We start from the raw sequence: 19,669 nt of genomic DNA, 5'->3' as shown, positions 1-19,669 counted from the left end.
ACGCACCCCATGCCTTCCCGCGAACCCACCACGCCTCTCACAGTCAAGACCACTGATCAACGCAGACCCAGGTCATTTCCTTCCATTGGACAGGCTCGACGTTTGGCTAACAGGAACAGAACACCAAACACCTTGAAGATGGACCGCATCGAAAGACAGCTCAGCACAACACCTGAACTGTTGCCTGTTAGTTGATGGCCGGCTAAACCTCTCTCAGCGCCTTTGTCATGGCCTGCTCCCCTTTCGCCCCCCGCTATTTTGATCACCGCGTTCATTTGAGCCACGTCCATCACCTCAGCGTCTTGACGCTGGGGACATTCGAGCGCGCAAAAAAATGGCCACACGAGGTGGCCTAATACGGGTTCAAGCATAGGAGGATCTCTATTGACCAACAGATACAGGCCCGCCCTGAAGTCTTAGGGCCAATAGAGTGGGTCCGCTGGCTGATAAACCCCTTCATCAGCAGCGCGCAACTGGCAATTTGATCCTGGTCTGTGGGTCAGGACCTCGTTGCCTATCATTATAATAGTGTTAGCATGTGATTGTAATCAACATCTAATTAGGTGATGCATGACTACCGACTTCAAGAAGGCTGCACTGGATTACCACGAATTCCCAACCCCAGGAAAAATCAGCATCGCGCTGACCAAGCCTGCCGACACAGCCGCCCAACTCGCACTGGCCTACAGCCCAGGCGTAGCGGAGCCTGTACGCGAAATTGCGAAGAATCCAGAGAATGTTTACCGCTTCACCGGTAAAGGCAATCTGGTGGCCGTGATCACCAACGGTACAGCCATTCTGGGCCTCGGCAATCTAGGCCCCTTGGCCAGCAAGCCGGTCATGGAAGGCAAAGCATTGCTGTTCAAGCGTTTCGCCGGAATCGATTCGATCGATATCGAAGTCAATGCCGAGAGCTCCCAGGCCTTTATTGAGACCGTCGTGCGCATTGCCGACACCTTTGGTGGCATCAACCTGGAAGACATCAAAGCGCCTGAGTGTTTTGAAATCGAAGAAGCACTGATCGAACAGTGCAGCATCCCAGTCTTCCATGACGACCAACACGGTACGGCCATCGTCACTGCCGCCGGCATGCTCAATGCACTTGAGATTCAGGGCAAAACCCTGGGTAATGCGAGAATTGTCTGCCTCGGCGCCGGTGCAGCTGCCACTGCTTGCATGCGCCTGCTGCTTAGTCTCGGCGCTCAAAAAAGCAACCTATACATGGTCGATCGTGTCGGTGTTATCCACTCCGCTCGGGAAGGCCTCAATCAATACAAAGCACAGTTCGTTAACGACGGTGGCCCTCGTACGCTGATGGAAGCCATGACCGGTGCTGACGTGTTTGTCGGCCTGTCTGGAGCCAATCTCCTCCCGGCAGAAGCATTGGCAGCGATGGCACCTAACCCGATCGTGTTTGCCTGCTCGAACCCGGACCCTGAAATCAGCTACGAGCTGGCCATGGCCACACGTGATGACCTGATCATGGCGACCGGTCGCTCTGATTACCCTAACCAGGTCAATAACGTTCTGGGCTTTCCGTTCATTTTCCGCGGGACGCTGGATGTTCGCGCAACCCGGATCAACGAAGCGATGAAAATTGCGGCGGTGGAAGCACTGCGCCAATTGGCCAAAGAGCCGACACCGGTGCAAGTGCTGCAAGCATTCAACGTCGATAAACTTGAGTTTGGCCGCGATTACATCCTCCCCAAAGCGCTCGATGCTCGCCTGCTCGGAGCAATAGCCGGTGCAGTGGCCAAGGCCGCTATCGACACCGGCGTTGCGAAGCTGCATTACCCGGCGCACTACCCGCTGTAAGCTGACGTCAATCATGCAGAAGTGCCGCAGCTGCACAACCTATTGCACGGTTGGCAGCTGCCGCACTTGGGACTATCCAGTCGTTGCACCGTCTGCTGCTCCAGCAGGCGATCCTGTTCACCGACCAGTAGAAACAACAGCCAACGGCTTCAACACTCAACGAGCAGCCCCGTCTAAATTGCGAGGACCTGGTGATATCAGACATACATAATCGGTTGGCTTTTTTGCGCCTCATACCCTTGAGACAAGGGTGAATAAATGCCGATCAAATATGTCAGGAGTCTCACCGGGCGAAGGCGTACCACCGCCGCAAACCGACATCTTGGCTTTGCCTTGGCCTTCGTCGCGGGAGCAATCAACGCTGGCGGTTTCCTGGCAGTGCATCAGTACACCTCACACATGACGGGCATCGTCTCTTCGATGGCAGACAACAGTGTGCTGGGAGCCTACGGCCTGGTACTTAGTGGCGCCGGCGCATTGTTGTCTTTTCTGGTTGGGGCTGCGTGCTCTGCGGTCATGGTCAATTACTCCCGACGCAGACGGATGCACAGTGAGTTTGCAGTGCCACTTTTGGTCGAGGCCTTTCTGCTTATCTGCTTTGGCTTTCTGGGCGCCCAACTATCCACCGTGGATGGTTTGTTCGTGTCAGTCACCGTGATGCTCCTGTGCTTCATCATGGGGCTACAAAACGCGGTGATCACCAAAATTTCAAAAGCCGAAATCCGAACGACACACATCACCGGCATCATCACGGACATCGGAATTGAGTTGGGAAAACTCTTTTACTGGAATGCCGCCAGCACATCAACACACCCAAAAGTTCTCGCCAATCGGACCCGGCTCAAAATACTGATACTGCTGGCGCTGAATTTTTTCTTCGGCGGCGTGATGGGGGCATTTGGGTTCAAGCACATTGGTTACATCTCAACGGTACCGCTCGCGATGGTTCTGGTGACGCTGGCAATCGTGCCTGCCTTTGATGACGCCAGGCTTTTGGTCCGCCGCGTCATGCGAAAGTGAGCCAATGACTTTTGCTGAGCGCGCCTACCGCAAACATTAACATTGTATGTTAATGTTATGCGCATATTCGATGGAGCAGTGACAGTACGCTTGATCCGGTAGCTCGCCCCGTAGCAGCAGCATCCTCGAGTAGTTCTGTGCGGCGCGAGATCTGACACCCGTCTCAGGACGCCCGTCATTTGATCTGCGATGACCTGCGCAGTCACGGCGCGGAGGATGAAACACAGCACACTGGCGCGGTGAAAGCCGTCCGACAGTCAATGCCTATCAGCAGACTCGTGACACTAGTCTCAATGACCCAATCAATACAGCAGGCTGACAAAGCTCTGTTAAGGAAGAGACCATGAGCAGAACAATCGCAATCATCAAGGGCGACGGCATCGGCCCCGAGATCATGCAAGCGACGCTACGCGTACTCGACGCCCTTGACTGCAATCTTCGCTACGACTTCGTTGAGGCCGGCCTGGAGGCGTTGCAGCAACATGGACAGCTGATGCCACCCGCCTCTATCGATACGATCGCCAAACATGGCATCGCACTTAAAGGCCCTTTGACGACACCGATTGGCCGTGGGTTCTCATCGATCAACGTTCACCTTCGCCGCCATTTCGACCTCTACGCCAATGTCCGACCAGCGATCAGTTTCCCGGGGACCCGTTCGCGCTTCGAAGATATCGACATCATCACAGTGCGCGAAAATACCGAGGGGGCTTACTTACCCGAAGGACAGAGTATTTCAGAAGACGGCGAAGTCGCTTTGGCGAGTATTCGCGTAACACGCACAGCCTCCGAACGCATCGTGCGATACGCGTTCGAGCTGGCTCGTAGCAAAGGCCGCAAGAAAGTTACCGCGGTGCACAAGGCCAACATCATAAAGTCTTGCTCCGGTTTGTTTCTTGAGGTTGCGCGTGAGGTCGCTGCGGATTATCCGGAAATCGAATTCCACGAAATGATCGTCGATAACGCCTGCATGCAGCTGGTAATGAATCCCCATCAATTCGATGTCATTGTCACCACCAACTTGTTTGGTGACATCCTTTCAGACTTGTGCGCAGGCCTGGTGGGTGGATTGGGCTTGGCGCCCGGGTCTAACATCGGCGCCGATGCGGCCATCTTCGAAGCGGTCCACGGCTCGGCACCGGACATCGCTGGCAAGAACATCGCGAACCCTTGTGCATTGTTGTTGGCTGCCGCGGACATGCTTGATTATCTGGGCATGGTGGACAAGGGGACACGCATTCGTACCGCTATCCGCGTTGTTTTGAAAACCGCCTGCGATCAGGTGACACCGGATATGGGGGGAACCGGAACGACTGAGTCCTTCGCTGACGCCTTGGTGGCCTACTTGCGTGACTAGATAAACGTAATCGCCAGCTCAGTCAGAGCTGGCGTTTTTATATCCTGCGCCACGCCTACCGCCCCTCTTTGATTGAAGAGAAATCAAAATGCCCAAGAGGGGTAGATCTTTACCCATCAGCACCGACCCCAGGCAAAAACGCCCAGGAATCACTGGCGCCCCTTCGCAACAGGAAGACAGGCCAACCGATTAAAAAATCTCCTGGTGTTCCTCTGATGGGGACTTATAACTCGTCGAGTCTTGCATCACCCTCAAGCAGGGAATCTTGTTATTTTTTGTTATGTTTCAATCTTTATAATAAAACAAGGGCAACACATTTAATTACTTACTGCAGTTTCTGTCGCCGGTTGCCGGCACTGCATACGGGTATATATGTGGAGCTTCTATACGCTCTTTCAGCTTTGCCGCATAGTCCTTTGCACCCTGCTCATTGCGGAACTGAATTCGCCGGGCACCTACACACACGGACCATAGATCTTCACTCTGACTAGACAGATGTTCGACCCTGACAGACATGACGACACTCCAAGAAAAAAGAATTCAAAAATGAATTTCAGCCACCTTGATACCGATTTCACGCAGCTCATGAATCAAATCATCAAGGTGTCGGAAGGGTTCAATTTCTTCATTGTCATTGACCAGGAAAAAGCTTCTTCCTGCTTCCTTTTTAAAGAAGGCGATCCACTCCTGGGTGTTGGCCGGATTGGCAATTAAATGGGTGTCAAACTGAATGCCTTCAGCGTGTTTGATTTTTACGTCCTCACGTTTCATGCAGCTCTCCAAGCGCTCACATCTTTCTGTTCTCATGCGTGATTTTGCCTCCCGGCAGTTGAGCAAAAAACGTCGCTCCTGCCTGAGGCAAGGTCGAGCAGATTGCCTTTCTATTATCACTGCATGATAATATTATGCACATATGAACCCTCGGAGGCTAGTCATGAACAGAACCACTGAACTCTATGAGGTACGCCGGCCTGAGCGCTCCCACCCAATGTTTTGTCTTTGAAAGCCCACAACCTTGCGGGTAAGCGTCAAGTGATAAAGCTCTGACGGCCAGATCGAGAACAAAACCGAACCCAAAAAGCTCTCACGATCAGCAATGAGCTATCAGCTCCACACCCTGGAGGTAATTGCCTGTACGGGTTCAAAGTGACTACTTCACCGTAATGATTGCACCTTGAAGTGCACATAGGACGTCATGTTCAAAGACATGAGACGAGTCCCTCACCGCAACGGATCGCCTTTGCTTTTGATTTACCGCGTACGGTTTCTGAATTTTAAGGACGAAAGTCATCATGCGAAAAACAGAAATTAATATGTGTGTCCCGCTCAATGTGCCGACACTAGAGCCCGGGCAGCGATTGTTGGTTTGCCTTGAGCAATGCGTCGTCGTCCAGCAGCGAGAAACAAAAATCTATCAGGTTGTTTTTGACTGCAAAGCACCTAAAACAACACGAATTCTTTGGACAGAGGACGAGTGGATTTTCATCGGCAGGCACAAGCAAAATGCTGAAAAAGATCCTTTGCTGGCTACATTTGTATCAACACTAAAAACTGAATAGAGGGTCTCCTACATAATGCTAAAAATAACTATTAGCGTAGGGTATTAACTGCTTCAAGACGCTTAACGCCGATTACTTGCAGGGGAGTACTTTAAATATTCTCTCCAATCAAGCCCACGGCCATTGATCACCAACAATGGAACTCCCATGGAGCGCTCATAATCTGCGCGAAGCGGGAAGAAGCTGCCCTCCGGCCGGCCGTCGAGGAGCGGCATCGGGTCAGTTTCTGTGCATAAAGAAAAGCTGCCCATATCTCCCACGCCAGCTTTGGCGCCTGGCAGCTTCCCCCATGAATAACCGGAAACCTGCAGGGCTGATACGAGCATCATCATGTGGTTTGGGAATGACGATCGGTTTCGCTCTAATGGAGCTGACTGTCGATCCATTGCTCAGCCGCCGCCATCGCCTCGGCCAGCGCACTGGGGCCGAGAAAGCCATCAGATGCGGGGGTGTAAAGCTGTATGGATATCGTGAAGTTTCTACCTAGAGCCAGTCGTTTTGTGGGGGTAAAAACGTCCAAAAATAAAAAAGGGTCGCGAGATAAAATCTCGCAACCCTTTGAATTATATGGTCGGGACGGAGTGATTCGAACACTCGACCCCTAGCACCCCATGCTAGTGCGCTACCGGACTGCGCTACGCCCCGACTAGGCGTGAAACCCGTTCCTCTTCTCGAAGAACGCTCAAGAATATATCGCAAGCTTTTGAAAACTGGAAGTATTTAAAAGCAGGAATTTATTTCTTGAGCACAACCAGTACATCTTCCAACTCAGCGATCATCTGCCGAATCATTTGCTTGTATTGAGTGGTGTCATCTTTGGCTTCATCGCCGGACAAACGCAGCCGTGCGCCGCCGATGGTGAACCCCTGATCGTAAAGAAGCGCGCGGATCTGCCGGATCATCAGCACGTCTTGTCGCTGATAATACCGGCGGTTTCCGCGGCGTTTGACGGGGTTGAGTTGAGGAAACTCCTGCTCCCAGTAACGCAGCACGTGTGGTTTTACTGCACACAGCTCGCTAACTTCACCAATGGTGAAGTAGCGTTTGCCTGGGATGACGGGTAGCTCGTCGTTATGACTTGGTTCCAGCATAAGCCTCAACTCGGGCCTTCAACTTCTGCCCTGGACGAAAGGTGACCACACGGCGAGCCGTGATCGGGATTTCTTCACCCGTTTTCGGATTGCGGCCAGGCCGCTGGCGTTTGTCCCGAAGGTCGAAATTGCCGAAACCGGACAATTTGACTTGTTCGTTGTCTTCAAGAGCGTGCCTGATTTCTTCAAAAAACAGTTCGACCAATTCCTTGGCTTCCCGTTTATTCAGGCCCAGCTCTTCATACAGACGTTCCGCCATCTCAGCTTTCGTCAGAGCCCCCATACGTCACTTCCTTAACGTGGCGTTCAACCTTTGTTCGAGCGAGGTGAGGATGTTTTGCGTCGTGGTATTCACCTCATCGTCATTAAGAGTGCGCGATGGATGCTGCCAGGTCAAGCCGACTGCAAGGCTTTTTCTATCAGGATCAATGCCTTTACCCTGATACACGTCAAATAGCCTGAGGTCTGTCAGCCATTCGCCTGCATTTTCACGGATTACGTCCAGTACGGCACTGGCCGCAACGTCCGTGGCTGCAATCAGTGCCAGATCACGACGCACTTCAGGAAAGCGCGATAACTCCTGGAATTTAGGCATTTTGCCCAACGCTACTTCGGCCAAAACCAGCTCGAATACGAAGACTGGACGGTCGAGACCGAGAGTTTTCGACAACTCAGGGTGAATAGCACCGACGAAACCGACCAAGCGACCTTCACGTTCGATGCGCGCGGTTTGACCCGGGTGCAACGCAGGGTGTTTGCCCGGTACGAAAGTGAACGAATCCAGTGCACCGGCAAAGCCCAGCACCGCTTCTACGTCGGCTTTGACGTCGAAGAAGTCCACCACATCGCGACCTTGTGCCCAGCCTTCCGGCAGACGGCTACCGCAAACAACACCCGCCAGCATCGGCTCTTGCTTCAGGCCTTCCAGCTGACCGACGAAACGCAGGCCGCTTTCGAACAGACGCACGCGATCCTGTTGACGGTTCAGGTTGTGCTGAAGCGCCTTGACCAGGCCTGGCCACAAGGACGAGCGCATGGCCGCCATGTCGTTCGAGATCGGGTTGGCCAGCAGCAGCGGCTCGACACCCGGATTAAACAGCTCAAACTGTTTCGGATCGATGAAGCTGTAGGTGATCGCTTCCTGATAACCACGAGCTACCAGCAGACGGCGCAGCTCAGGCAGATCGCTCCGCGCCTCAGCCTTGGCCTGCGGCGCCAGGCGAGCTTGCGGGTAGCGAACCGGCAGACGGTTGTAACCATACAGACGAGCCAGCTCTTCGATCAGATCGACTTCCAGGCTGATGTCGAAGCGATGGCTTGGTACTTCAACGCGCCACTGCCCTGCCCCATCGGCAGAAATCTTCAGACCCAAGCCGCTGAGCAGACGCTCGACTTCGGCCGACTCCATTTCCATACCCAGCATCTGAGTGATGCGTTGCGCACGCAGAGTAACTGGCGCAATCGATGGCAGGTGCTGCTCGCTGACGGTTTCGATGATCGGGCCAGCTTCGCCGCCAGTGATTTCCAGCAGCAGGCCAGTGGCGCGCTCCATGGCTTCACGGGCCAGCTGCCAGTCCACGCCACGCTCGTAGCGGTGCGAGGCGTCGGTGTGCAGGCCATAGGAACGGGCCTTGCCAGCGACAGCAATCTGATCGAAAAACGCGCTTTCCAGGAACACGTCGCGAGTGGTCGCGGTGTTGACACCGCTGTGCTCGCCACCCATAACGCCGGCAATGGCCAGGGCGCGGGTGTGGTCGGCAATCACCAGCGTATCGCTACGCAGGCTGACTTCCTGACCGTCGAGCAGTACCAGCTTCTCGCCTTCTTCAGCCATGCGCACGCGGATGCCGCCATTGATTTCGGCGAGATCGAAGGCATGCAGCGGTTGACCCAGCTCCAGCATCACGTAGTTGGTGATGTCGACGGCAGCGTCGATGCTGCGCACGTCGCCACGACGCAAGCGCTCAACCATCCACAGTGGCGTCGGCTTGGACAGGTCAACGTTACGGATCACACGCCCCAGGTAACGCGGGCAAGCGGCTGGCGCCAGCACTTCGATCGAACGCACTTCGTCGTGCACGGCTGGCACGACAGCAACCACCGGACGGGTGACTTCAGCAGCGTACAACGCGCCGACTTCACGGGCCAGACCGGCCAGGGACAGGCAGTCGCCGCGGTTCGGGGTCAGGTCGACCTCGATGCTGGCGTCATCCAGGCTCAGGTACTCACGAATGTCCTGACCGACCGGCGCATCGGCCGGCAATTCCATCAGGCCATCGTTACCTTCGCCGACTTGCAGCTCGGCTTGCGAGCACAGCATGCCGTTGGACTCAACGCCACGCAGCTTGGCTTTCTTGATTTTGAAGTCGCCCGGCAGTTCGGCACCGATCATGGCGAACGGGATCTTCAGGCCCGGGCGCACGTTGGGTGCACCGCAAACGACCTGGAAGGTCTCCGAACCATTGCTGACCTGGCAAACGCGCAACTTGTCGGCGTCCGGGTGCTGCTCGGTGCTCAGCACCTCGCCCACCACCACACCGGTGAATTCGCCGGCGGCCAGCGTAACGCTATCGACCTCAAGACCGGCCATCGACAGACGAGCAACCAGCTCGTCACGACTTACCTGCGGGCTTACCCAGCCACGCAGCCATTGTTCACTGAATTTCATCCTGCTCTCCTAAGAATTCGTTACGACTAGCGAAATTGCGCGAGGAACCGCAAGTCGTTGTCGAAGAACAGACGCAAGTCGTTTACGCCGTAACGCAGCATGGCCAGACGCTCAACACCCATGCCGAAGGCAAAGCCCGAGAACTCTTCCGGGTCGATCCCGGACATACGCAACACGTTCGGGTGAACCATGCCGCAGCCCATGACTTCCAGCCAGCCAGTCTGCTTGCAGACACGGCAGCCTTTACCGCTGCACATCACGCATTCCATGTCGACTTCGGCGGATGGCTCGGTGAACGGGAAATACGAAGGGCGGAAACGCACGGCCAGTTCTTTTTCGAAGAACACGCGCAGGAACTCTTCGATGGTCCCTTTCAGGTCGGCGAAGTTGATATCGCGGTCGACCAGCAGGCCTTCGACCTGGTGGAACATCGGGGAGTGGGTAATATCGGAGTCGCTACGGTACACACGGCCTGGGCAGACGATGCGGATCGGCGGTTTTTTCGATTCCATGGTGCGGACCTGTACCGGCGAGGTATGGGTGCGCAGCAACATGTTGGCATTGAAATAGAAGGTGTCATGCATCGACCGGGCCGGGTGATGGCCTGGGATGTTGAGCGCTTCGAAGTTGTGATAGTCGTCTTCGACCTCAGGGCCTTCGGCAATGCCGTAGCCGATGTGGGTGAAGAACTGCTCGATGCGTTCCAGAGTGCGAGTAACCGGATGCAGACCACCCGAGGTCTGGCCACGGCCAGGCAGGGTCACGTCAATGGACTCGGCGGACAGTTTGGCGGCCAGGTCGGCCTCTTCAAACAGTGCCTTGCGCGCATTGAGAACCTCTGTGACACGCTCCTTGGCAACGTTGATCAAGGCGCCGACTTGCGGACGCTCTTCTGCCGGCAAATTCCCCAGGGTCTTCATCACCTGAGTCAATTCACCCTTTTTGCCAAGGTAGTGAACCCGGATTTGCTCCAGGGCATTGATATCTTCAGCGCTTTGCACAGCCTCTAGTGCTTGAGAGACGAGCGCATCCAGGTTTTCCATGTACAGACTCCAGATACAAAATAGGGGAAGAGCTTGAAGGCTCTTCCCCTATTTATGACGTTTAACACCTGGCCCCACAGAGGTGAGGCCGGGTGACTGTCGGGGGTACTTAAGCCAAGGTGGCTTTAGCTTTCTCGACAATCGCAGCAAACGCCGCTTTTTCGTTCACTGCCAGATCAGCCAGAACCTTACGGTCGATCTCGATGGACGCTTTTTTCAGGCCGGCGATGAAACGGCTGTAGGACAGACCGTTGATACGTGCACCAGCGTTGATACGAGCGATCCACAGAGCGCGGAACTGACGTTTTTTCTGACGACGGTCACGGTAGGCGTATTGGCCTGCCTTGATTACCGCTTGCTTGGCAACACGGAATACGCGCGAGCGAGCGCCGTAGTAGCCTTTAGCAAGTTTCAGAATTTTTTTGTGACGTTTACGGGCAATGACGCCACGCTTTACACGAGCCATGAGTTACTTCCTCTATTCTTGACTAAATTAACGAAGGCGCAGCATGCGCTCGACTTTTGCCACGTCACACGGTGCCAGCAAGCTGCTACCGCGCAGTTGACGCTTACGCTTGGTCGACATTTTAGTCAGGATGTGGCTCTTGAAAGCGTGCTTGTGCTTGATACCGTTAGCAGTTTTCAGAAACCGCTTAGCAGCACCACTTTTAGTTTTCATTTTTGGCATGTTCGGATACTCCGCATTCAGTTGATAAACATAATCAGAAGGCCTGCCGTGCCCTATTGATTACTTCTTCTTTTTCGGGGCGATGACCATGATCAGTTGGCGTCCTTCCATCTTAGGATGCTGTTCGACCGAACCGTACTCGAGCAAGTCACCTTCAACTCGCTTGAGGAGTTCCATCCCCAGCTCCTGGTGGGCCATCTCACGGCCGCGGAATCGCAAGGATACCTTGGCCCTGTCCCCATCACTCAGGAAACGTACCAGGTTGCGCAGTTTTACCTGGTAATCCCCTTCCTCCGTCCCTGGACGAAACTTGATTTCTTTAACCTGAATCTGCTTCTGGTTTTTCTTGGCCGCGGCAATCTGCTTCTTCTTTTCGAAGATCGATTTGCCGTAGTCCATCAGTTTGCAAACAGGGGGTACTGCATCGGCGGAAATCTCCACCAGATCCAGTTTGGCCTCTTCAGCCTTAAGAAGCGCGTCTTCAATTGACACAATCCCAAGCTGTTCACCTTCAGCCCCAATTAACCGAACCTCGCGTGCCGAGATATTCTCGTTGATCGGGGCCTTCGGTGCAGCTCGTTTATCTTGTCTCATTTCACGCTTAATAGTAATTACTCCGAATCTGGGCGACCACGCCGGGAAACCGCTTGAGCGAGGAACTCGGCGAACTGGGCGACGGGCATCGAGCCCAGGTCAGCACCTTCACGAGTACGCACAGCGACAGTCTGCATCTCGACTTCCCGATCTCCGATAACCAAGAGATAAGGAACCTTGAGCAAAGTATGCTCGCGGATTTTAAAGCCGATCTTTTCATTTCTCAAGTCAGACTTGGCACGAAATCCGCTTTCGTTGAGAGTTTTTTCAACCTCAGCGGCGAAATCAGCCTGTTTATCAGTGATATTCATGATCACTGCCTGGGTCGGAGCCAGCCACGCGGGGAATGCACCCTCGTAGTGCTCGATCAGGATTCCGACGAAACGTTCGAAGGAGCCAAGAATCGCCCGGTGCAACATAACCGGGTGCTTGCGACTGTTGTCTTCAGAGACGTATTCGGCTCCCAGACGGACAGGCAGGTTAAAATCGAGCTGAAGGGTACCACACTGCCAGACGCGGCCAAGGCAATCTTTCAGCGAGAACTCGATCTTCGGACCGTAGAACGCACCCTCGCCCGGTTGCAGATCATACGGCAGGCCAGCGCTATCAAGGGCTGCAGCCAGGGCCGCTTCGGCGCGATCCCACAGCTCGTCGGAACCGACGCGTTTTTCCGGACGAGTGGACAACTTCATCTCGACGTCTTTGAAGCCGAAGTCGGCATAAACGTCCATGGTCAGTTTGATGAACGCAGCGGATTCGGCCTGCATCTGCTCTTCAGTGCAGAAGATGTGGGCGTCGTCCTGAGTGAACGCACGCACACGCATGATGCCGTGCAGCGCACCCGATGGCTCATTACGATGGCACGCACCGAATTCGGCCAGACGCATCGGCAACTCACGGTAGCTTTTCAGGCCCTGGTTGAACACTTGCACGTGGCAAGGGCAGTTCATCGGCTTGATGGCGTAGTCGCGGTTTTCCGACTGCGTGGTGAACATGTTATCGGCGTAGTTGGCCCAGTGCCCGGACTTCTCCCACAGGCTGCGATCAACGACCTGCGGAGTTTTGATCTCCAGGTAACCGTTGTCGCGCTGAACCTTGCGCATGTATTGCTCGAGCACCTGGTACAGAGTCCAGCCGTTCGGGTGCCAGAACACCATGCCCGGCGACTCTTCCTGGGTGTGGAACAGGCCCAGACGCTTGCCGATCTTGCGGTGATCGCGCTTCTCAGCTTCTTCGATGCGCTGGATGTAAGCCGCAAGCTGCTTCTTGTCTGCCCACGCCGTGCCGTAAACGCGCTGCAATTGCTCGTTCTTGGCATCGCCACGCCAGTAGGCGCCGGACAACTTGGTCAGTTTGAAGGATTTCAGGAAGCGCGTGTTCGGCACGTGCGGACCGCGGCACATGTCGACGTATTCTTCGTGATAGTACAGGCCCATGGCCTGCTCGTTCGGCATGTCTTCGACCAGGCGCAGTTTGTAGTCTTCGCCGCGGGCCTTGAACACTTCGATCACTTCGGCGCGCGGAGTGACTTTCTTGATCACGTCGTAATCTTTTTCGATCAGCTGCTGCATGCGCTGTTCGATGGCGGCCAGGTCGTCCGGAGTGAAGGGACGCTCAAAGGCGATATCGTAATAGAAGCCTTCGTCGATGACCGGACCGATGACCATCTTGGCCGTCGGGTACAGCTGCTTGACCGCATGGCCAACCAGGTGGGCGCAAGAGTGGCGAATGATCTCCAGCCCCTCTTCATCCTTTGGCGTAATGATTTGCAGCGTAGCGTCGCTGCCGATGATGTCGCTGGCGTCGACCAGCTTGCCATCGACCTTGCCGGCCACGGTGGCTTTGGCCAGACCTGCACCAATGGATGCGGCGACCTCGGCTACGGATACCGGGTGATCGAATGAACGTTGACTGCCGTCGGGAAGAGTAATAGTTGGCATGGCGCCTCCTCTCCTAGTGGTGACCCCTACCAAAGGTCACGTGGGTTGGGATGAGCCAGTACAAGATCCGATCCAGGCCATTCAATGACGAACGCCTGCCTTACAGCGGCAGGAGCCTTGCGGCCAACCGGAAAACCGAACCAGAGTGACTGGGATTCAAATCAGGGTTATTCGCACATTTGCCGCTACCGGGACTGAAGGTCATCCGGAGCCTGCAAACGCCCGAGCCAGGCATGCTAGCACAGATGAACGGTCGTCGATGCACCGAGGCTTTGTCTTGGGGCAAATCGAGCAATTTTATGCCAGAGTGCTGAACTAGAACCCTGCTTTACCCCTCAGATAACAAGACATTGACCCACAAGGAGCATCCCAGCATGCATCTGAAACGTTTATTCGCAGTCGTCGCCCCCATCGTTTTGCTGCTGCCACTGGCCGCCCATGCCGATTGGCCGAAGGGCGAACGCGAGAAATACATGGCTCAGTGCACAGAAGCGGCCACTCCGCAGATCGGTGCTGCAGCAGCAAAGGCTCACTGCGCTTGCGGCGCCGACGCCATCAAATCGTACCCGGCCAAAGACATCCAGTCCCTGATGGACAACACCGCCAGTGACGCCCTGAAGCAAAAGGCACTGACGCAAATTGGCGCGTGCAAAGCCGCTGACAAGGCCAAAAAATAAGCCCGACAGAGCGCTTTTTGCGCCTGCAATGACAGTAAAAAGCCTCTGAAAACCGCTTTTTCGTACAATTTATTCAGGTTTTACAGGTTTTTTTATTGTCTTTACTTTTGGCTGAAAGCCTTTTAAAACGGGGCTTGCAGCCAAACAAAGCAGCAAACAGAACGCGACTGCAGGGCAAACAGCACGTCCGGGGGGCTCCCAAAGCGAACATTTCGACTATGATACCCCGGTGTGCCCAGTTGGCCTGAGCAGCACAGCACTACTGAAAATATATGTTTCTTGGAGATACACCATGTCTAATCGCCAAACCGGCACCGTTAAATGGTTCAACGATGAAAAAGGCTTCGGCTTCATCACTCCTCAAGGTGGCGGTGACGACCTGTTCGTACACTTCAAAGCTATCGAAAGCGACGGTTTCAAAAGCCTGAAAGAAGGCCAGACCGTTTCCTTCGTGGCTGAGAAAGGCCAAAAGGGTATGCAAGCTGCACAAGTCCGCGCTGAGTAATTTTCAGCCGCACTAAAAAAACCCCGTCCACGTGACGGGGTTTTTTATGGGTGAAACAAAAGCCTGAAGCGATCAGCCGCAGTTGACGCGGGTGACGACCCGATTGGCATCGGTATTCAGGTTCAGGCGATCGGAGCGGTACTCCAGGGTCACCATGTCGGTGGGCAAGAGGAAACGTGCATTCTGCGCGCCTGCGCGAGTACGCGCCTGCTCCAGCAGTTCAGGCGAAGCCTTTTTGCCAATGGTGAATTCCGCAGCCTTTGCCTCACAACGGCTGTGACCCGTGTCAGTCGTCGTGACAGGATCTGTTGTCGACTCGGTGGAGGTAGTGCTGCAACCGGCCAGCATGGCAACGGCCAACAAAGTACCCAATGACGCGAGCTTCCAAGGCATGAAGCCTCCTTTTTTCAATAGTTAAGCTGAGATCGTGCGACCGCCAATCTGGCGTTTGGTTTCACAAGGAGCACTAGCACCCTGCCCTCTATTCGGACACGCGGCGAGTTTGCCTGAGCATCGCCCTGCCGTTTACCACTCAATCGTGACTGAATATGAACAGCGTTCAATAGACGTCAATGTAGTCGAACGGCGGATTCGGCCAGTTCTCTTTCAGCGCATTGAAAATCTGCATGACCCAGACCTCGTCACTGGCCGCGACCATTCCGACATAACCGGAACCCTTGGCCCACGTCTCCAGACGAAACAACAGCCCGCTGATATCAGTGCCGCCCACAATGCCTGACGAAATGTAGGCGATGCCGCCCTTGGTGACTCGCAATTGAGTGTGCTCATCGTCGCTGGCCGAGGCCAGCAACTGACGCACCGCCTCAAGGGTCAAGCCGTCAGGAGTGTTCAAATCGATCTGCACAGCACAGTCCTTGAAAATTCGTCAAAGACCAAGTGTCGCATAGCCCTCCCCTCATGCCTAAGTCGGAGTGCCAAAAGCCGCGCAAAATGGTTAACTCGACACTCAGACTTTCCCGACTTCACGAGCGCCATCATGACCACCGTAAGCATCGACGCCGACATCAAAGCCAAGTGGCCACAGGGCCACAGCTCTTACAGCCCGGGCAGCCCGGAAGAGTTGGCAATCATTGGTATCGATCTATTGGTCAAGGAGCTGGGGACTGAAGCGGCGCAATCCTTCATCGCGCAAGTATTCGAGAAATACCCGGCCGACTACAAGGGCGCTGAATATAACGAAAGGGAGTGAAACCCGCAGGGCGGCACCTGCGGGTCTATGGCTTACTTCAGACGAGCCAGACGCTCGGTCAGCAGGTCAAAGAAGCCCTGGGCGTCGCCGCTTTCTACCCAGAAAGCGTTCTTCGGCGCTTTCAGGCCGTCATACCAGTCGACGATGGTTTGGCCGAAGGTCGGGCCTTCGCGGCTATCAACGACTACGTTGACTGAACGACCGGTGAACAACTCAGGCTTGAGCAGGTAGGCGATGACCGTCGCGTCATGCACCGGGCCACCCGGAATGCCGTAGTGCTCCATGTCGCCTTTGACGTATTCATTGAGAATATCGCCCACCAGCTTGCTGGCATTGTTGTTGATCGCTGCGATTTGCTTCAGGCGCGCTTCGCTGGTGAGGATCTTGTGGGTCACGTCCAGCGGCAGATAGGTCAGCTTCACGCCACTTTTCAGCACCACTTCCGCAGCCTGCGGATCGGCGAACAGGTTGAACTCGGCCACCGGGGTGATGTTGCCGCCATTGAAGTGCGCCCCGCCCATGATCACCACCTCCTTGATGCCCTGAACGATCTCAGGTTCCTGGATCAGCGCCAAGGCCAGGTTGGTCTGTGGACCGAGCATGGCGATGGTGATGCTGTGGGGCTTGGCGGCTTTCAACGTATCAACCAGGTAATTGACCGCATTGCCCTGGGCCAGGCCTTTTTTCGGCTCGTGTACGGTGACGCCCGACAGGCCTTCCTTGCCATGGATGTCCTCGGCATAGATCGGCGTGCGCATCAGCGGCTTCGGAGCGCCCGCGTAGACCGGCACCTCTTCGCGCCCTGCCCACTCGCGGGCCAGCCGCGCATTACGCGACGTCTTGTCCAGACGCACATTGCCGGCGACGGTGGTCAGCGCACGAATGTTCAGCTCTTGCGGCGATGCCAGGGCAAACAGCAAGGCAACCACGTCGTCGGCACCCGGATCGGTGTCGATGATCAAGTCGATCTTTTCCGCCGCCTGGGCGCTTGTTGCGGTAATCAAGGACAAAAGCAGCAGACTCCGGAGCAGGTGGTGCAATTTCTGAGCATAGCGGTGCATAGCGCACTCCTTGTGCAGGGGACAGCAGAAAGACAACAGCGAGTTAGAACGTAACCCCTGCCACCAGCACGATGTTGCAGTACGGCTGACATTCACCCGTACGAACAATCGCCCGTGCCTGTCGGCTGAGGACTTTGAATTGGTCATGACTGAGCAGCTCACGATGACCCAGCGCACCTTTGGCATTCAGCTCATCGAGCGTCGCCAACGCCGAAGGTTTTTTATCCAGGATTTCCTGGGCCAATATATGGCTCTCGACCTGCATTTCGCTGAGCACAACCTTCAACGTGCTGACGAAATCCGGGATACCGTGGGTCAGTGCCAGGTCGATCAGTTCAACGCCAGGTGGCACCGGCAAACCTGCATCGCCGATCACCACGATGTCGCCATGACCCAGGGAAGCGATCAGCCGCGACAGCGCGACGTTGAGCAAAGGTGTCTTTTTCATGGTGCTTTAAAGGCCTGTACGTCGAACAAGGTGGGAATCGAGGGTTGCGCGCCAGCACGGGTCACCGACAGCGCAGCGGCAATCTGGCCGAAACGGATCGCGTCAGCTTCGCTTTTGCCGGCCGCCAGTGCGGCGGCGAAACCACCGACAAAGGTGTCGCCAGCCGCCGTGGTATCGACAGCCTTCACCTTCGTCGCAGGGAAATGCTCGAAGCCTTTGCCGTTCGCGAACAGCGAACCTTGAGCACCAAGGGTGATGATGACCTTGCCGGCACCCATGGCGATCAACCGGGTCGCAGCGGTTTCGGCAGAGGCCAGAGAATCCACTGGCAAACCACTCAGCGCCGAGGCCTCGCTTTCGTTGGGAATCAGATAATCGATGGACGCGTACCAGTCCGCCGGCAGTGGGCGGCTGGCCGGCGCCGGATTGAGGATCACGGTCTTACCCAACTCACGGCCGCGCTTGAGCGCATGACCGACAGTGGCATCCGGCACCTCCAGCTGACAGATGATCACGTCTGCGGCCTGTAATACTGCATCGAAGCGGTCTATCACCGCTGGCGTCAGCGCACCATTGGCACCGGCAACGATCACGATTGCGTTCTGGCTGTTGTCATCGACCACGATCAACGCTACGCCGCTGGAGTCGTCGACGGTGCTGACCGCCTGGCAATCGATCTGCTCGGCCAACAGCGCCCCGCGCAGTTCTTCGCCGTAGGCATCACTGCCCACGCAACCGACCATCGACACCTGCGCCCCCAGCCTCGCCGCGGCGACTGCCTGATTCGCGCCCTTGCCACCGGAAACCGTGGCAAACGACTCGCCGATCAGCGTTTCACCGCCACGGGGCAACCGTGGCGCCCGGGTGACCAGGTCCATGTTCAGGCTGCCTATAACCACTACTTTTGCTGGCATACGTCACTACTCATCAATTCTGTTTCAGCGGTGCTTTCGATTCAGCGGGTTTCTATTTTCAACGGAACTGGGCGAACACGCCGGCCAGCGGCGCAGTCGACTCCCGCAGGACAATACTGGGCGTCACGATCCGTTGATCGGTGGCCATATCCGGTGTAGCGATTCTTCTTAAAAGCACTTCGGCCGCCATCTCGCCGAGTTGCAGGATCGACTGCCCCACGGTGGTCAGCGCCGGGTACACATAGCGGCTCATCTGAATATCGTCGAAGCCGATCACCGACAGCTCTGTCGGTACACGAATGTTGCGCTCGGCCGCCGCTCGCAGCACACCGATGCCAATCATGTCGTTACCGGCGAAGATCGCGCTCGGCGGGTTCTTTTCCAACAGGATCGCGGCGGCGTTGTAACCACCGGTGCTGGTGAAGTCGCTTTCCAGCATGCGCTCGCTGGATACTTCGACACCCGCCTCTTTCAGGGCACGGCAATAACCGGCCAGACGCATCTGCGCCACGCTGGTACTCGCCGGGCCGCCAATAGTGGCGATGTCCCGGTGCCCCAATTCCAGAAGGTGGCGGGTCGCCAGATAAGCGCCGTATTCGTGATCGATTCGCACCAGGTCGGCATTCACACCTTCCAGTCCACGGTCGACGATCACCATCGGCGTACGCACACCTGCCAGGCCCTCCGCCAGCCCCTCGTCACCGCCAGCCGAAGCAACGATCAGCCCGTCGATGCGCTTTTCCAGCAGTACGCGCAGGTAGCTGCGCTGCTTGTCCGGGTTGTCATCGGAGTTACAGAGAATCACGCAGTAGCCATTACGCTCGCAGTAATCCTCGATGCCGCGCGCCAGTTCGGCGAAGTACGGGTTGAGGCTATTGGGCACCAGCAACCCAATGGTCGCCGTGGTTTTGGCTTTGAGAGACCGGGCCACGGCACTGGGCACGTAGTCGAGAGTTTTGATTGCTGCCTCAACCTTGACCCGCACCTCTTCGCTCACCGGCCGGGTCTTGTTTACGACATGGGAAACCGTGGTGTAGGAAATCCCCGCAAGCGCTGCCACATCCTTGATTGTTGCCATG

General features: G+C 55.7%; 23 protein-coding genes and 1 tRNA gene. 7 read left to right on the top strand and 17 right to left on the bottom strand.

Annotated elements, in window-relative coordinates; translation table 11 throughout:
- Window positions 1-56 precede the first annotated feature (56 nt).
- Complete coding sequence (locus ASC74_RS23725) at window positions 57-371, bottom strand: hypothetical protein (protein WP_056744497.1); 315 nt, start codon at window positions 369-371, stop codon at window positions 57-59.
- A 199-nt stretch (window positions 372-570) separates the two neighbouring features.
- On the opposite strand from ASC74_RS23725, the gene ASC74_RS23720 reads away from it, so the two are divergent.
- The 3 genes from ASC74_RS23720 (at window position 571) to ASC74_RS23710 (ending at window position 4,192) form a co-directional block, all read left to right on the top strand.
- Window positions 571-1,815: a malic enzyme-like NAD(P)-binding protein gene (locus tag ASC74_RS23720; protein WP_056744495.1), complete on the top strand. Its 1,245-nt coding sequence runs from the start codon at window positions 571-573 to the stop codon at window positions 1,813-1,815.
- Window positions 1,816-2,073: 258 nt separating this feature from the next.
- On the top strand, window positions 2,074-2,835 hold the full coding sequence (locus tag ASC74_RS23715) for a YoaK family protein (RefSeq protein WP_056744493.1): 762 nt from the start codon (window positions 2,074-2,076) through the stop codon (window positions 2,833-2,835).
- A gap of 343 nt (window positions 2,836-3,178) precedes the next feature.
- Entirely contained in the window at window positions 3,179-4,192 is a 1,014-nt protein-coding gene (locus ASC74_RS23710; protein ID WP_046047633.1) for an isocitrate dehydrogenase, read from the top strand.
- Window positions 4,193-4,732: 540 nt separating this feature from the next.
- Here the strand turns inward: ASC74_RS23710 and ASC74_RS23705 are convergent.
- Window positions 4,733-4,963, bottom strand: coding sequence for a hypothetical protein (locus tag ASC74_RS23705; RefSeq protein WP_045060682.1), 231 nt, complete (start codon window positions 4,961-4,963; stop codon window positions 4,733-4,735).
- 521 nt (window positions 4,964-5,484) lie between these two features.
- Between ASC74_RS23705 and ASC74_RS31685 the strand changes: the two genes are divergently transcribed.
- A complete protein-coding gene (locus ASC74_RS31685; RefSeq protein ID WP_076030514.1) occupies window positions 5,485-5,751 on the top strand; it encodes a hypothetical protein in 267 nt (88 codons plus the stop codon).
- A gap of 568 nt (window positions 5,752-6,319) precedes the next feature.
- Here ASC74_RS31685 and ASC74_RS23700 read toward each other — a convergent pair.
- From ASC74_RS23700 to thrS, 9 genes are all read right to left on the bottom strand, one after another.
- A tRNA-Pro gene (locus ASC74_RS23700) sits at window positions 6,320-6,396 on the bottom strand.
- A gap of 89 nt (window positions 6,397-6,485) precedes the next feature.
- The gene (locus ASC74_RS23695) at window positions 6,486-6,842 is read right to left on the bottom strand and encodes a MerR family transcriptional regulator (RefSeq protein WP_003179985.1); all 357 of its coding nucleotides are present in this window, start codon (window positions 6,840-6,842) and stop codon (window positions 6,486-6,488) included.
- Window positions 6,823-7,125: an integration host factor subunit alpha gene (ihfA, locus tag ASC74_RS23690; RefSeq protein ID WP_002553164.1), complete on the bottom strand. Its 303-nt coding sequence runs from the start codon at window positions 7,123-7,125 to the stop codon at window positions 6,823-6,825. Before ihfA ends, ASC74_RS23695 begins: the two co-directional genes overlap by 20 nt.
- Before the next feature lie 3 nt (window positions 7,126-7,128).
- Complete coding sequence (pheT, locus tag ASC74_RS23685) at window positions 7,129-9,510, bottom strand: phenylalanine--tRNA ligase subunit beta (protein ID WP_056744491.1); 2,382 nt, start codon at window positions 9,508-9,510, stop codon at window positions 7,129-7,131.
- A gap of 26 nt (window positions 9,511-9,536) precedes the next feature.
- A complete protein-coding gene (pheS, locus tag ASC74_RS23680; protein ID WP_054596661.1) occupies window positions 9,537-10,553 on the bottom strand; it encodes a phenylalanine--tRNA ligase subunit alpha in 1,017 nt (338 codons plus the stop codon).
- 109 nt (window positions 10,554-10,662) lie between these two features.
- Entirely contained in the window at window positions 10,663-11,019 is a 357-nt protein-coding gene (gene rplT, locus ASC74_RS23675; protein WP_007905879.1) for a 50S ribosomal protein L20, read from the bottom strand.
- A 27-nt stretch (window positions 11,020-11,046) separates the two neighbouring features.
- Window positions 11,047-11,241, bottom strand: a complete 195-nt coding sequence (gene rpmI / locus ASC74_RS23670) for a 50S ribosomal protein L35 (protein ID WP_008145659.1) — start codon at window positions 11,239-11,241, stop codon at window positions 11,047-11,049.
- Between the two features lie 60 nt (window positions 11,242-11,301).
- The gene (gene infC / locus ASC74_RS23665; RefSeq protein WP_169857083.1) at window positions 11,302-11,853 is read right to left on the bottom strand and encodes a translation initiation factor IF-3; all 552 of its coding nucleotides are present in this window, start codon (window positions 11,851-11,853) and stop codon (window positions 11,302-11,304) included.
- Window positions 11,853-13,775, bottom strand: coding sequence for a threonine--tRNA ligase (thrS, locus tag ASC74_RS23660; RefSeq protein WP_008145656.1), 1,923 nt, complete (start codon window positions 13,773-13,775; stop codon window positions 11,853-11,855). The genes infC and thrS overlap by 1 nt, the downstream gene beginning before the upstream one ends.
- Window positions 13,776-14,149: 374 nt before the next feature.
- Between thrS and ASC74_RS23655 the strand changes: the two genes are divergently transcribed.
- Both ASC74_RS23655 and ASC74_RS23650 read left to right on the top strand, forming a co-directional pair.
- A complete protein-coding gene (locus ASC74_RS23655) occupies window positions 14,150-14,452 on the top strand; it encodes a hypothetical protein (RefSeq protein WP_056744489.1) in 303 nt (100 codons plus the stop codon).
- Window positions 14,453-14,744: 292 nt separating this feature from the next.
- Window positions 14,745-14,957, top strand: coding sequence for a cold-shock protein (locus tag ASC74_RS23650; RefSeq protein WP_007905882.1), 213 nt, complete (start codon window positions 14,745-14,747; stop codon window positions 14,955-14,957).
- A 72-nt stretch (window positions 14,958-15,029) separates the two neighbouring features.
- On the opposite strand, the gene ASC74_RS23645 is transcribed toward ASC74_RS23650, so the two are convergent.
- Both ASC74_RS23645 and ASC74_RS23640 read right to left on the bottom strand, forming a co-directional pair.
- Window positions 15,030-15,350, bottom strand: a complete 321-nt coding sequence (locus ASC74_RS23645; protein ID WP_033061805.1) for an I78 family peptidase inhibitor — start codon at window positions 15,348-15,350, stop codon at window positions 15,030-15,032.
- A gap of 166 nt (window positions 15,351-15,516) precedes the next feature.
- Entirely contained in the window at window positions 15,517-15,822 is a 306-nt protein-coding gene (locus ASC74_RS23640; protein WP_056744487.1) for a hypothetical protein, read from the bottom strand.
- 132 nt (window positions 15,823-15,954) lie between these two features.
- Here ASC74_RS23640 and ASC74_RS23635 point away from each other — a divergent pair, with 132 nt between their 5' ends.
- On the top strand, window positions 15,955-16,167 hold the full coding sequence (locus ASC74_RS23635; RefSeq protein ID WP_033061806.1) for a hypothetical protein: 213 nt from the start codon (window positions 15,955-15,957) through the stop codon (window positions 16,165-16,167).
- Window positions 16,168-16,199: 32 nt separating this feature from the next.
- Here the strand turns inward: ASC74_RS23635 and ASC74_RS23630 are convergent, their stop codons facing one another.
- The 4 genes from ASC74_RS23630 to ASC74_RS23615 are packed head-to-tail and all read right to left on the bottom strand — an operon-like array spanning window position 16,200 to window position 19,668.
- Window positions 16,200-17,228: a nucleoside hydrolase gene (locus tag ASC74_RS23630; RefSeq protein ID WP_056744485.1), complete on the bottom strand. Its 1,029-nt coding sequence runs from the start codon at window positions 17,226-17,228 to the stop codon at window positions 16,200-16,202.
- A gap of 43 nt (window positions 17,229-17,271) precedes the next feature.
- On the bottom strand, window positions 17,272-17,676 hold the full coding sequence (gene rbsD, locus ASC74_RS23625) for a D-ribose pyranase (protein WP_056744482.1): 405 nt from the start codon (window positions 17,674-17,676) through the stop codon (window positions 17,272-17,274).
- Window positions 17,673-18,590, bottom strand: coding sequence for a ribokinase (gene rbsK, locus ASC74_RS23620; protein ID WP_056744480.1), 918 nt, complete (start codon window positions 18,588-18,590; stop codon window positions 17,673-17,675). Before rbsK ends, rbsD begins: the two co-directional genes overlap by 4 nt.
- A 58-nt stretch (window positions 18,591-18,648) precedes the next feature.
- Window positions 18,649-19,668, bottom strand: a complete 1,020-nt coding sequence (locus ASC74_RS23615; RefSeq protein ID WP_056744478.1) for a LacI family DNA-binding transcriptional regulator — start codon at window positions 19,666-19,668, stop codon at window positions 18,649-18,651.
- Window position 19,669 lies beyond the last annotated feature (1 nt).

The organism is Pseudomonas sp. Root329 (assembly GCF_001424925.1).
GTDB classification, from domain to species: domain Bacteria; phylum Pseudomonadota; class Gammaproteobacteria; order Pseudomonadales; family Pseudomonadaceae; genus Aquipseudomonas; species Aquipseudomonas arabinosi.
The sequence above is the reverse complement of the archived record's forward strand: the minus strand, read 5'-3'. Positions and strand labels throughout refer to the sequence as shown.

What these genes read in the sequence shown, in the direction of transcription:
- ASC74_RS23655 (WP_056744489.1), top strand. Translation starts at nt 14,150, where the DNA reads ATGCATCTGAAACGTTTATTCGCAGTCGTCGCCCCCATCGTTTTGCTG.
- rpmI (WP_008145659.1), bottom strand. Translation starts at nt 11,241, where the DNA reads ATGCCAAAAATGAAAACTAAAAGTGGTGCTGCTAAGCGGTTTCTGAAA.
- rplT (WP_007905879.1), bottom strand. Translation starts at nt 11,019, where the DNA reads ATGGCTCGTGTAAAGCGTGGCGTCATTGCCCGTAAACGTCACAAAAAA.
- ASC74_RS23615 (WP_056744478.1), bottom strand. Translation starts at nt 19,668, where the DNA reads ATGGCAACAATCAAGGATGTGGCAGCGCTTGCGGGGATTTCCTACACC.
- ASC74_RS23705 (WP_045060682.1), bottom strand. Translation starts at nt 4,963, where the DNA reads ATGAAACGTGAGGACGTAAAAATCAAACACGCTGAAGGCATTCAGTTT.
- ASC74_RS23710 (WP_046047633.1), top strand. Translation starts at nt 3,179, where the DNA reads ATGAGCAGAACAATCGCAATCATCAAGGGCGACGGCATCGGCCCCGAG.
- pheT (WP_056744491.1), bottom strand. Translation starts at nt 9,510, where the DNA reads ATGAAATTCAGTGAACAATGGCTGCGTGGCTGGGTAAGCCCGCAGGTA.
- ASC74_RS23715 (WP_056744493.1), top strand. Translation starts at nt 2,074, where the DNA reads ATGCCGATCAAATATGTCAGGAGTCTCACCGGGCGAAGGCGTACCACC.
- ASC74_RS23725 (WP_056744497.1), bottom strand. Translation starts at nt 371, where the DNA reads ATGCTTGAACCCGTATTAGGCCACCTCGTGTGGCCATTTTTTTGCGCG.
- ASC74_RS23720 (WP_056744495.1), top strand. Translation starts at nt 571, where the DNA reads ATGACTACCGACTTCAAGAAGGCTGCACTGGATTACCACGAATTCCCA.
- ihfA (WP_002553164.1), bottom strand. Translation starts at nt 7,125, where the DNA reads ATGGGGGCTCTGACGAAAGCTGAGATGGCGGAACGTCTGTATGAAGAG.
- rbsD (WP_056744482.1), bottom strand. Translation starts at nt 17,676, where the DNA reads ATGAAAAAGACACCTTTGCTCAACGTCGCGCTGTCGCGGCTGATCGCT.
- ASC74_RS23650 (WP_007905882.1), top strand. Translation starts at nt 14,745, where the DNA reads ATGTCTAATCGCCAAACCGGCACCGTTAAATGGTTCAACGATGAAAAA.
- thrS (WP_008145656.1), bottom strand. Translation starts at nt 13,775, where the DNA reads ATGCCAACTATTACTCTTCCCGACGGCAGTCAACGTTCATTCGATCAC.
- ASC74_RS23630 (WP_056744485.1), bottom strand. Translation starts at nt 17,228, where the DNA reads ATGCACCGCTATGCTCAGAAATTGCACCACCTGCTCCGGAGTCTGCTG.
- ASC74_RS31685 (WP_076030514.1), top strand. Translation starts at nt 5,485, where the DNA reads ATGCGAAAAACAGAAATTAATATGTGTGTCCCGCTCAATGTGCCGACA.
- ASC74_RS23645 (WP_033061805.1), bottom strand. Translation starts at nt 15,350, where the DNA reads ATGCCTTGGAAGCTCGCGTCATTGGGTACTTTGTTGGCCGTTGCCATG.
- ASC74_RS23695 (WP_003179985.1), bottom strand. Translation starts at nt 6,842, where the DNA reads ATGCTGGAACCAAGTCATAACGACGAGCTACCCGTCATCCCAGGCAAA.
- rbsK (WP_056744480.1), bottom strand. Translation starts at nt 18,590, where the DNA reads ATGCCAGCAAAAGTAGTGGTTATAGGCAGCCTGAACATGGACCTGGTC.
- pheS (WP_054596661.1), bottom strand. Translation starts at nt 10,553, where the DNA reads ATGGAAAACCTGGATGCGCTCGTCTCTCAAGCACTAGAGGCTGTGCAA.
- ASC74_RS23635 (WP_033061806.1), top strand. Translation starts at nt 15,955, where the DNA reads ATGACCACCGTAAGCATCGACGCCGACATCAAAGCCAAGTGGCCACAG.